Below are 14,320 nucleotides of genomic sequence, written 5' to 3'. Positions count from 1 at the left end.
GGACGACTCGGGTTCGAGCGGGGGGCAGCACGATGAACGAGGTGGCGAGCCAGCAGGACTGGATCCTGCTGGTCGACGATTCCGCGGAGGACCGCGAGCTGCTGCAGCACACGCTGCGGCGCAACAAGTTCCGGGGGCGGATCGAGGAGGCCCGGGACGGCCTGGAGGCGATGGACCGGCTGACCTGCCGGGGCCGCTGGGCCGACGCTGACCCGGCCGACCTGCCCCGGGCGGTCTTCCTGGACGTGAAGATGCCCCGGATGACCGGGATCGAGACGCTGCGGGAACTGCGCTCCACGCCGAACCTGGTGGTGGTCCCGGTGGTGATGCTGACCTCCTCGGCGGAGGAACGGGACATCGCGTCCTGCTACGCCCTCGGCGCCAACAGCTATGTCGTCAAGCCCGTCGACATGGACGAGTACTTCCGGTCGATCGCGGACGTCGGACGCTACTGGGTCGCCCTGAACCGAACCCCCACGGAGTACCCACGTGCCAACACCACTGCGCCTGCTGGTCGCTGAGGACTTCCCGCCGGACGCCGAGCTGATCCTGACCGAGGTGCGGCGGGCCGGGTACGAACCGGTGGCGACGATCGTGGACACGGCGGGCAAGTTCCTGCGCGCGCTCGACGACGAGCCCGAGGTCGTGATCTGCGACTACACGCTGCCCACGATGACCGCGCCCGACGCGCTGGCGATTCTGCAGGCCAAGCAGCCGGACCTGCCGCTGATCGTGGTCTCCGGCACGATGGACGAGGCGACCTGCGTGAACTCGCTGCGCCTGGGGGCGGCCGACTACCTGCTGAAGGACCGGCTGTCGCGGCTGGGCCCGGCGATCGACCACGCCCTGGCCCGGCGGGAACTGGACCGGGTGGCCCGGCTGGCCGAGCAGCGCCGCGACGAGACCATGAACATCCTGCTCGGCCTGGTGGAGCACTCGGTCGCGGCGATCAGCGTGCAGAACCTGAGCGGCCGCACGATGGTCAGCAACGACCTGTACAACCAGCTCTCCACCGACCACCCGCCCCTGGCCAGCGCCGCGCCGATCCGCACCGCGGGGGCCGAGGTGGTGCAGCGCCAGGAACTGTTCGCGATCGACGGTGAGCAGCGCACGTTCCACGCCGTGCGCTACCCGGTGCGCGACGGCACCGACACGGTGTTCGCGGTCGGGTCGATCCTGGTCGACATCACCGAGCAGAAACGCGTCGAGGCCGACCTGCGCCGGGCCCGCACCGAACTGGAGGCCCGGAACCAGGAACTCGACGTGGCCAACGCCGAGCTGCGCGAGGTGGACCGGCTGAAGACCGAGTTCGTCGCGTCGGTCAGCCACGAGCTGCGCACCCCGCTGACCAGCATCCGCGGCTACGCCGAGCTGCTGCTGGACGAGGCCGAGGGGGCCGACAGCCAGACCACCAAGATGCTCGACATCATCGACCGCAACGCCCGCCGGCTGCTGAACCTGGTCGAGGACCTGCTGCTGCTGTCGAAGATCGACTCACGCACGCTGACCCACGAGGCCGTGGAGGTCGACCTGGCCGACCTGTCCGAGGGGGCGCTGCTGGTGCTGAAACCCAGCGCCGAGACGGCCAATGTCAGCCTGAAGCTCGAGATGGACGGTGAACTACCGGTTCTGGGTGACCGGGGCCAGCTGGAACGAGTGCTGCTGAACCTGCTGAGCAACGCCGTCAAGTTCTCGAACGAGGGTGGCGGGGTGATCGTGCGGGGCACGGTGGAGGGTGAGGCGTCCGACCAGCAGGTGGTGATCCGGGTGATCGACAGCGGCCTGGGCGTTTCCGCAGAGGAACTGCCCAAGCTGTTCAACCGTTTCTTCCGCTCGGCCAGCGATGCCGCGCACAAGATCCCGGGCACCGGACTGGGGCTGGCCGTGGTCCGCGAGATCGTCGAGAACCACGGCGGCAGCGTCACGATGGACTCGGTGCTGGGTCAGGGCAGCACGGTCACGGTGCGTCTGCCCGTGCGCCGGTAGGTTCTCAGGGCAGCGACGGCGTTGCCGACCGCGAGCAGGACGGGCCAGACAGTGTTCCAGCCCTCCGAGTGCACCCAGGCGTTCGCGGAGATGGCCACGAAGATGAGCGTGAGCACGAGGTAGTACCAGACTCTCGGCTCCGGCCGCCGCCACCAGGGCAGTCGCCGGTCGGGAAGACTCTCGGCCAGACGCTGCGCATACGCGTTCAGTGCGCCGAACTCGGAGCGGGGATCGGCATCGCTGCTGGCGGCGTGGTTGCGGGCCTCGGCCACCAGTTCCGCCGCTCGGGCCTCGGGCAGGTCGTGGCGGCCCACCAGCAGCCCCTCCAGCCGAGAGAACCAGGCCTCGGGCTCGGCCGGATCCGGATCTGCCTTTCCAGGGCGCAGGTTTCGCCCCAGCGGGATGGTCATGGCCGCGGCCATCAGGAACAGCCCCACCAGGATGACCGGCGCCGACAGCGTGAACCATTCGTCCTGCGGAAGTGCTGTTGCCGCGAGAACCGTCACCGGAACCAGGGCCACCGCCGCAACGAAACTCCAGGGGGCCAGCCGAGGACGTCCGGCAGCCCGGAGCGCGTCGGCCCCGATGGTGATGGCGAGCCACGCCAGGACGAACGAAGCCGTTCCCGCCAGACCGGCAATGGACACCCGGAACTGCGGCGTCGGGCCCAGAACGGTTCGCACCGCCGTGATCACGAACGTCATCACCACCAGGAGAAGCCCGCTGCCGCAGAGGTACTCGGCCACGGTCAGGCCCTGGGTGTCGACCCGTCCGACCTGTGAGTCGTCCTGCTCGGCGGCCACCGACGCAGCGAACTCGGCCGGAGTGCCCAAGGCCTCGGCCGGGTCTGTCCCGCTGGTGCGATGGTGCTCCCGGGCCTCGTCCAGCAGGTGCTGCACGGTGTCCCCGTCGACCCCTCGGTTCAGGAGTGCCGACCTGGCCTCGCTCTGCCATTTCCGGAAACTCGTCACAGCCCCTCCTGGGCGAGATCGCTCAGCATCGTGTCCAGCGCGGTCGAGAAGTCGCGCCACTGCTGCCTTTCCTCGGTCAGCTTCCGGCGGCCGTCGGCAGTGAGCGCGTAGACCTTGCGGCCGGGACCGCCCTCACCGGCCTGCCAGCTCGCCTCGACGTACCCCTCGCTCTCGAGCCGGTTCAGCACCGGGTAGAGGGCGCCGCCCTTGATCTGCCCCAGGCCGAGCTCACTCAGCCGCTGGGCCAGGGCGTAACCGTGCCCCTCGCCCTGGGTCAGAACCGCCAGGATCGCCAGTTCCAGGGCGGCTTTCCGCCATGTCGCACCCGGTTCCCGCCCCATCGAACGCACTCCCTGTGCTCTAACCCGTTCCTTGATTAGTCACAGTACACGACTAGTCGAGAATAAAACTAGTGACATGGGTGGGCGCCGGCGCGACTGGCCCAACCCCACCCACAACGAAAGACGCCGGTGGGCACCTGAGGTGCTCACCGACGTCCTCTGTTCGAAGCCCCGTTGGCTGGAAGCCCCTTGAACTGTCAGCCCCGTCAACCGAAAGGCCTGTCGCGATCAGCCCGCAGCGGCCCCGGAGGTGTCCTTGAAGCCGACCCGGGGCATCTCTCCCCAGGCCGCGTTCGAACCGCGCAGGCCCGACCACAGACCCCGCAGCCGCCAGAAGGCGTGCAACTGGCGGAAACCGAAGTTCTCCAGGAACGCGGCCACCAGCAGGATGCCCAGGTCCTTCCAGCGCCGGTAGGTCTTGTACGACACGTCGTCCACCGCGATCGCGACCACCGACAACAGGATCCCGTAGCCGATCGCCACCAGGGCGTAGAGCACCGCCGCCTGCCAGTTCAGGATGCCGAAGGCCAGCCCCAGGGGCAGGCAGATCAGGCCCATGATCTCGACGATCGGGGTGAGCAGCTCGAAGACCACGTAGTAGGGCAGCACCAGCATGCCCATCCGGCCGTAGCGCGGGTTGGCGATCATCGCCCGGAAGCGCCACAGCACCTCCATCAGCCCGTGCGACCAGCGACGGCGCTGCCGGCTCAGGATCTTCAGGTTCTCCGGCACCTCGGTCCAGCACACCGGGTGCGGCACGAAGACGATGCGGTAGTCCTGCTTCTCCTTGCGCAGCCGGTGGTGCAGGCTGTTGACCAGGTCCGCGTCCTCGGCCAGCGAGTCCGCGGTCAGGCCGCCGATCTGCTGCACCAGGTCCCGGCGGAACAGGCCGAACGCGCCGGAGATGATCATCAGGCCGTTGAACGCCGACCAGCCGACCCGGCCGAGCAGGAACGAGCGCAGGTACTCCACCACCTGGATCCGCGGCGCCCAGGCCTTGGGCAGGCGCTTCTCCAGGATCATCCCGCGCTCGGTCGGGCAGCCGTTGATCGGCCGGATCGCCCCGCCCGAGGCGGCGACCCGCTCCGGGTCGTCGACGAACGGCCGCACCACGTGCATCAGGGCGTCCTTCTCCAGCACCGAGTCCGCGTCGATCATGCAGACCAGCGGATAGCGGGAGTACTCCAGGGCCACGTTCAGGGCGTCGCCGCGGCGCCGGGCGTTCTCCTTGCGGATCACCACGATCTGACCGTCGCGGGAGATGTGCACGGAGTTCACCGTGCCCACCGTCTCCACCACGCCGGCCGCCACCCGGGTGCTCGGCTGCAGCTCGAACTCCTGCTGCAGCACGTCGAACGTGCCGTCGGTGGAACCGTCGTCGACGATCACCACCTCCAGCTGCGGGTAACGCAGGTCCAGGATCGAGTGCACGCTCGAGACGATGCTCGGTTCCTCGTTGTACGCGGGGACGAGGACCGAGACGCCGGGGGTCAGGGGGTTGGCGAACAGGTCCTCCAGCGCCGTCTCCGACGACATCCGCTGGGCCCGCCGCTGGGCCCTCGCGGCGATCAGGACGATCACCAGGTACAGCGAGTTCAGGGCCAGGAAGTAGATGATCACGAACGAGTTGAATCCGATCACCGCGGATTCGAGGAAATCTCTCATGGTTCGGCCAGTCCCCCTCAGTAGGAGATCAACGGCGTGGTGTCCGTCGCGATCGAGTTCCGGGCAAGGACCTCCCTCGCCGCGTCACCGCCCTCGGCGTCCTGCTGGGCGATCTGGCGCAGCCGGTCCAGGCCGGTGTCCCCGAAGGCCGCCAGCGCCATCGCGGCGGCCACCCGGACGGTGGGGTGCGGGTGGGCGACGGCCTGCTCCAGGTCGGGGATCGAGGCCGGATCGGCGATCCGGCCCAGGGCGGTGCAGGCGGCCGCGAGGACCTCGACGTCCTCCTCGGTGCGCAGCATCGCGGTCAGGTCGTCGACCGAGCCGGGCATGCTCAGCCGGCCCAGGGCGTGGGCGGCGCCCAGGCGGACCGAGACGCTCGGGTCGACCCGCATCCGCACCTGCAGTCCGGAGACCGCGGGGTACACGCCGAGCACGCCGAGCACCTCGGCCGAGATGGTCCGGACCTCCACCGAGTCGGCCTCCAGGGCCCGGGTCAGCGGCTCGGTCGCGTCGGTACCGATCCGCAGCAGGGCCATGGTGACCGGGTGCGGCGGGATCGGGTACTTCTGCACTGCTTCCGAGTCCAGGTGTTCCAGCAGCGCCGTGGCCGCTTCCCCGGTGCCGATCCGGCCCAGGGCGCGCACCGCGGCGAGCCGGACGTCGGTGTTGCGGTCGCCCAGCAGCCGTCCGGCCTCCGGGATCCCCTCGCTCACCCCGGCCGCGCCCAGCAGTTCCACCGCGCGGTAGCGGTGCACCGGCAGGCGGGAGAACGTGCCCTGGCGGGCCTCCTCGATGGTGCCCCGCCGGCGCAGGATGTCGACCAGCATGCTGCGGTCGGCCCCCCTCAGCTTGGGCAGCAGCCCGGCCACCAGTTCCTCGAACGAGGTGGTCACGCCGCGGTAGCCGATCAGCATGTCGGCCAGGTCGTGCGCGTCCCCGTCCTCCCAGGTGGCCAGGTAGCGCATCATCACCGGTCGCAGCAGGGCGAGTTCCTCCTCGTGCCGACGGGCCCGGCGCTCGCGCCGGGCCTTCAGCAGGGCGGTGCTGACCGACAGCCCGATGATCAGGGCCAGGTTCAGGGTGGCGGCGACGAGGAGGATCGCCTCGGTGCTCATCGTGGTGTCCGAGCCAACAGCGCGTCGATCCGGCTGGAAAGCTCGCGCGGGCTGAAAGGTTTGATCACGTAGTCGTTGCCGCCGGCCGCGAAGCCGCGCTGGACGTCCGACTCCTGGGCCTTGGCGGTCAGGAACAGCACCGGGATGTCGGCCATCGACGGGTCCTTGCGCAGTTCCAGGCAGACCTCGATGCCGCTCATCCGCGGCATCATCCAGTCCAGCACCACGACGTCCGGGCGGACGTCCATGATGGCGGCCAGTCCGGCCTCGCCGTCGGCCTCGGCGGTCACCGTGTGACCAGCCGCGGACAGCTTGAATTCCAGCAGACCCCGGATGTCGGAGTCGTCGTCCACAACGACGATGCTGCTCATGGTGGGCTCCTCGGTCGTACGACGGTTTCCGCCGGGGAAGCGGTCTGCTTCCCGACTCCCCACCGCATCGACGTGGACCCGAATGGCCTACAGGGTGAATTGCCTACGGCCGTCCTCTCACCCCTGGGGGAGGAACAGGCACGAGTCGCCGAACTCGTGCCACCGGTAGCCGCTGCTCACCGCCTGCTGGTAGGCCCGCCGGACCAGGTCGGCCCCGGCCACCGCCTCGAGCATGAGCAGGTGCGTGGCCTGCGGGTCGTGCCAGCCGGTGACCAGACCGTCGACCACCCGCACCGGGTGCTCGCGGGAGATCACCAGGTCGGTCCAGCCGCGGGCGGGCCGTACCCGTCCGTCGGGCCCGACCGCCGACTCCAGGGCCCGGGTGACGGTGGTACCCACTGCAATCACCCGGCCACCCGTCCGGCGGGTCCAGTTCACCAGGGCCGCGGTCGACTCCGGCACCCGGTACGGTTCGGCGGGCGGAGCCTCGCCGGTCTCCAGCGAGGAGACCCCGGCGTGCAGGGTGATCGGGGCCAGGCGGACGCCCTGGGAGACCAGGCGGGTCACCAGATCGGTACTGAACGGACGCCCGGCGCTGGGCATCTCGGCACTGGCCCCGACGTCCCGGGGGTCGGCGAAGACCGTCTGGTAGGTCTCCAGGGGCCAGGGCCGCTCGAGGTAGCCGTAGCGGATGGGCTGAGCCGGAGCGTTCTGCAGCGCCTGGGCGTCGATCGGGCGGGTGCGCCAGAGCCGGGTGCCGCTGCGGTGGCCGGATCGCCCGTGCGGGGTGGACAGGTGCAGCAGCGGGCCGGCGTCGAGCTGGATCTCGTCGCGGGGCACGCAGGTACGAATGCTTTTGGACGCATGTGGCGACGTGCGTACTTCGACCACCCAGGAGCCGTCGGGCAGTTCGAGAGAGAAATGGACGATCACCCGGCCGAGCCGGGTGTGCTCACCGGGGATCGCGGCGGCCCGGGTTGCCGAGGTGTTCACCACCAGCAGGTCGCCAGGGTCGAGGTGTTCGCCGATCCGGTGGAAACGGGTGTCGTGCAGTTCGTCCCGCCCGGCCACCAGCAGTCGGACGCCGTCCCGGGCCAGGCCGCGGGCCTCGGGTGGTTCGGTGGCCTCGGACCCCTCGGGAAGCTCGAAACTGGTCGACGGCTGGATCATTGTGCTCACGCGGGCGCTCCTTCGCGGTTCTTCAGTTCGGCCGCGGTGTAACGGCCGTTGGGTGGGCGGCGCTCGATCAGCCGGCGGAAGGCCGGTACGACGGTCTCGGGCAGCGGGCGGTCGGAGATGTCCTCGCCGAGAAAAGCGGCCTGGTGCATGGGAGTTCGAAGATCACCAGGATCGAACGAGTACACCCGCAGGCCCCCTGTGCTCTCGGCTCCCAGTACGGCGCCGATCTGTTCCAAGGCGGCCTTCGAGGAGCCGTAGCCACCCCAGCCGGGGTAGACGGCGCTGGCCGCGTCCGACGTGATGTTGACGATCGTGCCGTTGCGGGCGCTGAGGGCCGGCAGGGTGAGCTGGATCAGGCCCAGTGGGGCGACGACATTGACGCGGTAGAGGTCTTCCAGTGCTGCGAGCGGGAATTCGCACAGTGGGGGGAGTGGGCTGGGGCCCAGGCCACCGGCGTTGTTGACCAGCAGATCCAGCTCGGCGGCGTGCTCGGCCAGGGCCTGACGGTGACTCGGATCGGTGATGTCGCCGGGAACGGCGTGCACCTTCGGGCCCAGGCCGGCCAGGGCGGCGTGCAGGCGGTCGGCGTCGCGGGCATCTACCACCAGGTCCCAGCCGTCCTGCGCCAGGTCGGTGGCCAGGGCCCGGCCGAGGCCGCTGGAGGCGCCCGTGATCAGTGCAGTGGGCATGTCTTCTCCTGAGCTTGAGGGGTTCTCGTCCCGGTCCCATCTTGTTAGTTGAATTCAGCTTTAGGTCTAGTATCCTGGCGGCATGACTTCCGACCCGAAGCCCCGGGCCGATCAGCTGCTCACCATCGGCGAGCTCACCCGGCGCAGCGGCCTGGCCGCCTCCGCGCTGCGGTTCTACGAGCGCGAGGGCCTGATCTCGGCCACGCGCACGGCGGGCGGTCAGCGCCGGTACGAGCGGGCGGTGCTGCGCCGGCTGGCCTTCATCCGCGCAGCCCGCAGTGTCGGCCTCTCGCTCGAGGAGGTGCGCGAGGCGATGGACCGGCTGCCCGCCTCCCGCACCCCGACCAAGGCCGACTGGACGGCGATCTCGAAGTCGTGGTCGCAGCGGCTCGACGAGCAGATCGAGGCGCTGGTGGCGCTGCGCGACAAGCTCGACTCGTGCATCGGCTGCGGCTGCCTGTCGCTGGCCCGCTGCCGCATCTCCAACCTGGAGGACCAGGCGGCCCAGTGGGGTCCCGGCGCCGCGTTCCTGCCCCAGGCCCTGCGCCGCCCCGCGCCCTGAGCGCCCGTACGTCGATCGACCCGGGACAGCGCCCCACCCGCACCGTAGGCTTCCGTCCCAGATGGGGAGGGCTGATGCGTGAGCTGCTGACCGGCCTGGACCGCTGGCGCGCCCAGGGCCGGCGCTGGGCCCTGGCCCGGGTGGTCGACGTCGACGGTTCCGGTCCTCGTGAGCCCGGGGCCGCGATGGCGGTGAACCAGGACGGCGAGGTGCTGGGCTCGGTCTCCGGCGGCTGCGTCGAGGGGGCCGTGGTGGCGGCCGCGCTGGAGCTGATCGAGCGCGACGAGTGTGAGCTGGTCAGTTTCGGCTACTCCGACGACGACGCCCTGGCCGTCGGCCTGACCTGCGGAGGCACGATCCACCTGCTGATCCAGCCGGCCGGCCGGCTGTCCGGGTACGACCGGCTGGCCGAGGCGGTGCGGGCGGGCGAGCCGGTGGCGCTGCTCACCACGCTCGACCAGTCGGGCGCGACCGCCGTGCTGTGCCCCGGACGTCCTCTGCTGGGCTCTCTGGGCAACGCCGAACTCGACCGGGTGGTGGCCCGGGATGCCGAGGGGGAGCTCGGCGTGGGCAGCTCCCGGGTGCGTCGCTACGGCCCCCGGGGCGAGGCCCGGCGCAGCGACGTGAGTGTCTTCGTGCAGTCGTTCCTGCCCCCGGCTCGCATGATCATCTTCGGGGCGGTCGACTTCGCCGCGGCGCTCAGCCAGGTGGCCTCGGTGCTCGGCTTCCGGGTCACCCTGTGCGACGCGCGGGAAATGTTCGCCACCCGCGCCCGCTTCCCGCACGCCGACGAGGTGGTGGTGGACTGGCCGCACCGTCTGCTCGGCCGGATCGGGCCCACCCTGACCCGGCGCGACGCGATCTGCGTGCTCACCCACGAGGCGAAGTTCGATGTGCCCGCCGTTCTGGCCGCGTTGCGCACCGAAGTGGGCTACCTCGGTGCGATGGGCAGCCGCCGCACCCACGAAGACCGGCTGAGCCGCCTGCGCGCCGCCGGTGCCGTCGAGGCCGACCTGGCCCGGCTGCACTCACCGATCGGGCTCGACCTCGGCGCCCGCACCCCGGAGGAGACGGCGGTGTCGATCTGCGCGGAGATCATCGCCGAGCGCTCCGGCGTGGGACTGGTGCAGCCGCTGGGGCGCACTCAGGGGCCGATCCACCATCAGTGGGGCCTGGCTCGGGCGATCGGCGAATAACGGACGATCGGGGCGTCTTTGGGGGGCGGGCTCGCCTTCTCCCGGCGATTCTCCCGGGCCGACGGGACCGCCGGGTGTTAACTGGCTCCCGCATCGGTGCCCGCTCGGCCAGCAGCGCCGGTACCGTCGCGGCCGAACTGCATGGGGGAAAAGGTTTCGTGAGTAGGAGCTTCCGGCTGCTCATCATCGAGGACCAGCCGGCCGACGCGGAGCTCATGGTGGCCGAACTGGTCCGCAGCGGCTTCGGCCCGGACTGGACCCGGGTGGACACCCTGGACGCGATGCTGGCCGCCCTGGACCCGCCGCCCGGGGTGATCCTGTGCGACTACTCGCTGCCCGGTCTGGACGCGCCGACCGTACTGGCCCGGCTGCACGAGATGCACCTCGAGGTGCCGGTGATCGTGGTCAGCGGCCAGATGGACGAGGAGACCTGCGTCAAGTCGCTGCGCCTGGGCGCGGTCGACTACCTGCTGAAGGACCGGCTGGCCCGGCTCGGCCCGGCCGTCGACCACGCCCTGGCCACCCGCCGGCTCACCGCCGAGAAGCGGGAGGCCGAGCGGCGTGAGCGGGAGACCGCGGCCATCCTGGCCGGGCTGGTGGACCACTCCCCGGCCGCGATCAGCGTGAAGGCCGTGGACGGCCGCTACCTGCTGGCCAACCGGCAGTTCGAGCGGCTGTGCGGGCTGGCCCCGGACACCCTGGCCGGCAAGATCGACGCGGAGATCTTCCCGGCCGAGAAGGCCCGGGAGATGACCGAACTCGACGCCCGCTGCCTGCACACCTCGATCGTGGTGGAGCGGGAGGAGGAGTTCCCCGGCAGCGACGGTTCCCGCAATCTGCTGTGCGTGCGCTACCCGATCAGCGACGAGAACGGCGAGATCTTCGGCATCGGCGCGATCTACACCGAGATCACCCGGCAGAAGCGGGTCGAGTCGGACCTGCGGGCGGCCCGGGCCGACATCATGTCGCGGGCCGAGAAGCTCGCTGCCGGCAACAACCAGCTGCGCGAGATCGACCGGATGAAGACCGATTTCGTCGCCGCCGTCAGCCACGAGCTGCGCAACCCGCTGACCTCGGTCCGCGGTTACGTGGAGATGCTGCGCGACCGTGACCTCGATCCGGAGCTGAACCAGAAGTTCCTGGACATCATCGACCGCAACAGTGCGAACGTCCTCAGCCTGGTCGAGGACCTGCAGGTGCTGTCCAAGATGGAGTCCGGGCACGCCGGATCCGGTCAGTTCCGCGCCGTCTCGTTCCCCGACCTGGTCGAGGCCTCGGTGGCCACCGTGGAACCGGCCGCCCGGCAGGCCGGGATGACCCTGAAAGTGAAGATCGCCGAACGGCTCCCGGTCGTCCTCGGTGATGCGTCGCAGCTGGAGCGGGTGCTGGTGAACCTGCTCAGCAACGCCGTGAAGTTCTCGCCCCCACCCACCGGCAACCGTCCGCTGGGGGGCCGGGCCGACGTCATCGATCTGGAGGTGTCGGCCGGGCCCGGCGGAGTACGGCTGGAGGTGCGGGACCGGGGCATCGGCATCCCGCAGGGCGAGCAGGCCCGCCTGTTCACCCGGTTCTTCCGGTCGAACTCGGTGATCGAGCGGGGCATCCCGGGCACCGGGCTCGGCCTGGCCGTGGTCAAGGGCGTGGTCGACGCGCACCGTGGCACGATCCGCGTCGACTCCGCCCCCGGCCGGGGCACCACGATGACCGTGGAGCTGCCCGGCCAGCGCTGAGGCTCAGTGCAGACGGGCGGCCGAACCGGTGGCGGTGGCGGCCTCTTCGTAGTCCAGGTGCTCCAGCAGGTCGCGGAGCACCTCGTCGTCGAGGTTGCCGGCGTCGCGCTCGGCGATCAGCGCCTGCCGCTGGGCGGTGAGCATGCGCTCGCGCAGCAGCCGTACCGCGCGGGTCAGGTCCTTGCGGGCGAGCTCGCGCAGGGCCGGGTCGTCCTCGTCGTCCGGCAGGAGGTCCTCGCGGGTCTCCTGGGCGTGCCGGAAACGTTCGGCGATGCCCTCCAGCAGTGTCGGGTCACAGCCGTCGGGAGGATCGGCCAGGGTCTGCTTGACGGCCTTCTTCGACGCCTTCCGGGCCACCTCACGGGCGAACCGGCGCTGCTGCATCTCCTTCTGGTGCTCGATCTCGCCGGAGATGTCCAGCCGCTTGACCAGGTAGGGCAGGGTCAGGCCCTGCAGCAGCAGGGTGCCCACGGCGACCACGAAGGCGATGAACTGGATGGCCGAGCGGCCGGGGAAGGGCTCGCCGCTCTCGGTGTAGAACGGCACCCCGGAGGCCGCCGCCAGGGTGATCACCCCGCGCATACCGGTCCACGAGATCAGCGCGTTGGTCTGCCAGTTCGCGCCGCGGGCGGTGCGGTCGCGGGCCTTGTCCATGCTGTGGGCCAGGAACGGCACCTTCGGGTTCTCCACCGGCGGGGTGGAGGCCAGGCCCTTGCGTACCAACTGCCGGCCACCGGCGAAGCCGAACACCCACAGCGGCCGGATCACCAGCACGGTGAGCAGCACCAGCAGCGACGACATGATCATCAGGTCGACGGGCTCGTGGTGGACGTTGAACACGTCGTCGATCACGAAGCGCATCTGCAGGCCCATGTAGGCGAACACGAAGGCCTCGAGCAGGATGTCGATGCTGCGCCAGAGCTGGCGTTCCTGCAGCCGGGTGGCGAAGCCCGAGGTGGCCTGGTTGTGGCCGATCCAGAAGCCGGCCATCACCACCGCCAGCACGCCGGAGCCGTGGAACTCCTCGGCCAGCAGGTAGGCGGAGAACGGCACGACCAGTCCCAGCACCGTCTCCAGGCCGGGCTCGTGCAGCCGCCGGCGCACCCACAGCACCACCACGGCCAGGGCCAGGCCGACCAGGACACCGACCACCGAGGTGTAGACGAAGAACAGCACCGGGTTGTCGACCACGGTGTGGCTGCCGGTGACCGCCGCGACGCCCACGCTGAACAGGGTCAGGGCGGCGGCGTCGTTGATCAGGCTCTCGCCGGTCAGGATGGTCATCACCCGGTTCGGCACCCCCAGGGTCCGGCCGATGGCCACGGCGGTGACCGCGTCCGGCGGGCCGACCGCGGCGCCCAGCACCAGCGCGGCGCCGAAGGTCAGCTCCGGCACCGACCAGAAGGCGACCCCGCCCACCGCGAAGGCGGTGATCAGCACCAGGACCACGCCCAGGCGCAGGATCGGCTGGATGTTCTGGATGAAGCTGGGCACCGAGAAGTCGAGGGCCGTGGAGTACAGCAGCGGGGGCAGGACGATGCTGAGGATGATGTGCGGCTCGAGCTCCAGCCGCGGCATGCCCGGGATGAACGAGGCGGCCAGCCCCATCACCAGCACCACCAGCGGGGCCTGGAGGCCCTTGCGGTGGGCCAGACCGGTCACCGCGATCGCCGCGATCACCACCAGCAGCAGCTGAACGCCGTTCATCTCGTCCTTTCGGGCAGATCTGGTCCCGGGTGAAGCCCGAGGTCAGTTCTCGCTGGTGGGGGTGGCCAGGATGCCGTTCACCAGGGCCTCGACCATCCAGCGCTGACGGGCCCCGGTCTCCGGGCCCAGGGCTGCGAACTCGGTGCGCAGCTCATGGAGGTGCGGAAACGTCTGCGGAGCCACACCGGCCAGGATCGTCTGCGACTCTGCCACCTCGTGCGAGCCCTCGCGCTGCCGGGCCGCGTTCTCGGCGGCAGTGGCCACGATGTACAGCGCGAGCAGGTCGACCGCCCACACCTGGGCCCGCCGGCCGAGCCCCGACTCGGCCAGGATCCCGACCATGGCCTCGCTGACCTGCAGCGAGTTCGGGCCCAGTGGCACCACCGCCAGGCCGAGCATGGCCAGGTCGCGGTGCCGGCCGAGGTTCTCGATCGAGTTGAGCACGAGCTGGACCAGCCGCGCGCGCCAGTCGCCGGACTCCGGCCCGGGCACCTCGATCTCCCCGGCGATCCGGTCCCAGACCAGGGTCAGCAGGTCCTCGCGGTTGCGCACGTAGACGTAGAGCGAGGCCGCGCCGGTGTCGAGCTGCTGGGCGACCCGGCGCATGGTGACCCCGTCCAGGCCGTCCGCGTCGAGCAGGGCGATCGCCGTGTCCAGGATCGTCTCCAGGCTCAGGGCGGGTTTGGACGGGCGCTCACGCCGGCTGACCGGCCCCTTCTCGGACATCGGGCCCAGCATAGGGCCGAACCCGATTGAACGAACGGCGTTCGCGGCGTACGGTGTTCGTAACGAACACTGTTCGTCTGGT

General features: G+C 70.4%; 14 protein-coding genes. 5 read left to right on the top strand and 9 right to left on the bottom strand.

Annotated features, from left to right (window positions below; all coding sequences use genetic code 11):
• Positions 1-32: 32 nt before the first annotated feature.
• Both QSK18_RS02715 and QSK18_RS02710 read left to right on the top strand, forming a co-directional pair.
• Complete coding sequence (locus QSK18_RS02715; protein ID WP_232808303.1) at positions 33-521, top strand: response regulator; 489 nt, start codon at positions 33-35, stop codon at positions 519-521.
• Positions 490-1,986, top strand: a complete 1,497-nt coding sequence (locus tag QSK18_RS02710; protein ID WP_285616471.1) for an ATP-binding response regulator — start codon at positions 490-492, stop codon at positions 1,984-1,986. The genes QSK18_RS02715 and QSK18_RS02710 overlap by 32 nt, the downstream gene beginning before the upstream one ends.
• On the opposite strand, the gene QSK18_RS02705 is transcribed toward QSK18_RS02710, so the two are convergent.
• From QSK18_RS02705 to QSK18_RS02675, 7 genes are all read right to left on the bottom strand, one after another.
• A complete protein-coding gene (locus tag QSK18_RS02705) occupies positions 1,944-2,957 on the bottom strand; it encodes a hypothetical protein (RefSeq protein WP_285616470.1) in 1,014 nt (337 codons plus the stop codon). The genes QSK18_RS02710 and QSK18_RS02705 overlap by 43 nt on opposite strands.
• Positions 2,954-3,298, bottom strand: a complete 345-nt coding sequence (locus tag QSK18_RS02700; RefSeq protein ID WP_232808300.1) for a PadR family transcriptional regulator — start codon at positions 3,296-3,298, stop codon at positions 2,954-2,956. Before QSK18_RS02700 ends, QSK18_RS02705 begins: the two co-directional genes overlap by 4 nt.
• A gap of 228 nt (positions 3,299-3,526) precedes the next feature.
• Positions 3,527-4,963 carry a glycosyltransferase family 2 protein gene (locus QSK18_RS02695; protein WP_232808299.1) on the bottom strand — a complete coding sequence of 479 codons (1,437 nt, stop codon included), beginning with the start codon at positions 4,961-4,963 and terminating at the stop codon, positions 3,527-3,529.
• Between the two features lie 17 nt (positions 4,964-4,980).
• Positions 4,981-6,078: a HEAT repeat domain-containing protein gene (locus QSK18_RS02690; protein WP_232808298.1), complete on the bottom strand. Its 1,098-nt coding sequence runs from the start codon at positions 6,076-6,078 to the stop codon at positions 4,981-4,983.
• Positions 6,075-6,449, bottom strand: coding sequence for a response regulator transcription factor (locus QSK18_RS02685; RefSeq protein WP_232808297.1), 375 nt, complete (start codon positions 6,447-6,449; stop codon positions 6,075-6,077). The genes QSK18_RS02690 and QSK18_RS02685 overlap by 4 nt, the downstream gene beginning before the upstream one ends.
• A 117-nt stretch (positions 6,450-6,566) precedes the next feature.
• Positions 6,567-7,619 carry an S-adenosylmethionine:tRNA ribosyltransferase-isomerase gene (locus QSK18_RS02680; RefSeq protein ID WP_232808845.1) on the bottom strand — a complete coding sequence of 351 codons (1,053 nt, stop codon included), beginning with the start codon at positions 7,617-7,619 and terminating at the stop codon, positions 6,567-6,569.
• A 5-nt stretch (positions 7,620-7,624) separates the two neighbouring features.
• Positions 7,625-8,317 carry an SDR family NAD(P)-dependent oxidoreductase gene (locus QSK18_RS02675; RefSeq protein ID WP_232808296.1) on the bottom strand — a complete coding sequence of 231 codons (693 nt, stop codon included), beginning with the start codon at positions 8,315-8,317 and terminating at the stop codon, positions 7,625-7,627.
• Between the two features lie 82 nt (positions 8,318-8,399).
• Between QSK18_RS02675 and soxR the strand changes: the two genes are divergently transcribed.
• The 3 genes from soxR to QSK18_RS02660 all read left to right on the top strand — a co-directional run bounded on the left by soxR (position 8,400) and on the right by QSK18_RS02660 (position 11,805).
• Positions 8,400-8,879, top strand: a complete 480-nt coding sequence (soxR, locus tag QSK18_RS02670; protein ID WP_232808295.1) for a redox-sensitive transcriptional activator SoxR — start codon at positions 8,400-8,402, stop codon at positions 8,877-8,879.
• Positions 8,880-8,953: 74 nt separating this feature from the next.
• Positions 8,954-10,075: an XdhC family protein gene (locus tag QSK18_RS02665; RefSeq protein WP_232808294.1), complete on the top strand. Its 1,122-nt coding sequence runs from the start codon at positions 8,954-8,956 to the stop codon at positions 10,073-10,075.
• A 158-nt stretch (positions 10,076-10,233) separates the two neighbouring features.
• Positions 10,234-11,805 (top strand): ATP-binding protein, encoded by a 1,572-nt coding sequence (locus tag QSK18_RS02660; protein WP_232808293.1) that lies wholly within the window; start codon positions 10,234-10,236, stop codon positions 11,803-11,805.
• Positions 11,806-11,808: 3 nt separating this feature from the next.
• Here the strand turns inward: QSK18_RS02660 and QSK18_RS02655 are convergent, their stop codons facing one another.
• Entirely contained in the window at positions 11,809-13,512 is a 1,704-nt protein-coding gene (locus QSK18_RS02655) for a cation:proton antiporter (protein ID WP_232808292.1), read from the bottom strand.
• A 42-nt stretch (positions 13,513-13,554) separates the two neighbouring features.
• Complete coding sequence (locus tag QSK18_RS02650; RefSeq protein WP_232808291.1) at positions 13,555-14,238, bottom strand: TetR/AcrR family transcriptional regulator; 684 nt, start codon at positions 14,236-14,238, stop codon at positions 13,555-13,557.
• Positions 14,239-14,320: the final 82 nt, after the last annotated feature.

The organism is Kineosporia sp. NBRC 101677 (assembly GCF_030269265.1).
GTDB lineage: Bacteria > Actinomycetota > Actinomycetes > Actinomycetales > Kineosporiaceae > Kineosporia > Kineosporia rhizophila.
The sequence above is the reverse complement of the archived record's forward strand: the minus strand, read 5'-3'. Positions and strand labels throughout refer to the sequence as shown.

Bases quoted from the DNA above. Each gene is read 5' to 3' on its own strand.
- QSK18_RS02655 (WP_232808292.1), bottom strand. From the start codon at position 13,512: ATGAACGGCGTTCAGCTGCTGCTGGTGGTGATCGCGGCGATCGCGGTG.
- QSK18_RS02650 (WP_232808291.1), bottom strand. From the start codon at position 14,238: ATGTCCGAGAAGGGGCCGGTCAGCCGGCGTGAGCGCCCGTCCAAACCC.
- QSK18_RS02680 (WP_232808845.1), bottom strand. From the start codon at position 7,619: ATGATCCAGCCGTCGACCAGTTTCGAGCTTCCCGAGGGGTCCGAGGCC.
- soxR (WP_232808295.1), top strand. From the start codon at position 8,400: ATGACTTCCGACCCGAAGCCCCGGGCCGATCAGCTGCTCACCATCGGC.
- QSK18_RS02685 (WP_232808297.1), bottom strand. From the start codon at position 6,449: ATGAGCAGCATCGTCGTTGTGGACGACGACTCCGACATCCGGGGTCTG.
- QSK18_RS02675 (WP_232808296.1), bottom strand. From the start codon at position 8,317: ATGCCCACTGCACTGATCACGGGCGCCTCCAGCGGCCTCGGCCGGGCC.
- QSK18_RS02695 (WP_232808299.1), bottom strand. From the start codon at position 4,963: ATGAGAGATTTCCTCGAATCCGCGGTGATCGGATTCAACTCGTTCGTG.
- QSK18_RS02665 (WP_232808294.1), top strand. From the start codon at position 8,954: ATGCGTGAGCTGCTGACCGGCCTGGACCGCTGGCGCGCCCAGGGCCGG.
- QSK18_RS02715 (WP_232808303.1), top strand. From the start codon at position 33: ATGAACGAGGTGGCGAGCCAGCAGGACTGGATCCTGCTGGTCGACGAT.
- QSK18_RS02700 (WP_232808300.1), bottom strand. From the start codon at position 3,298: ATGGGGCGGGAACCGGGTGCGACATGGCGGAAAGCCGCCCTGGAACTG.
- QSK18_RS02690 (WP_232808298.1), bottom strand. From the start codon at position 6,078: ATGAGCACCGAGGCGATCCTCCTCGTCGCCGCCACCCTGAACCTGGCC.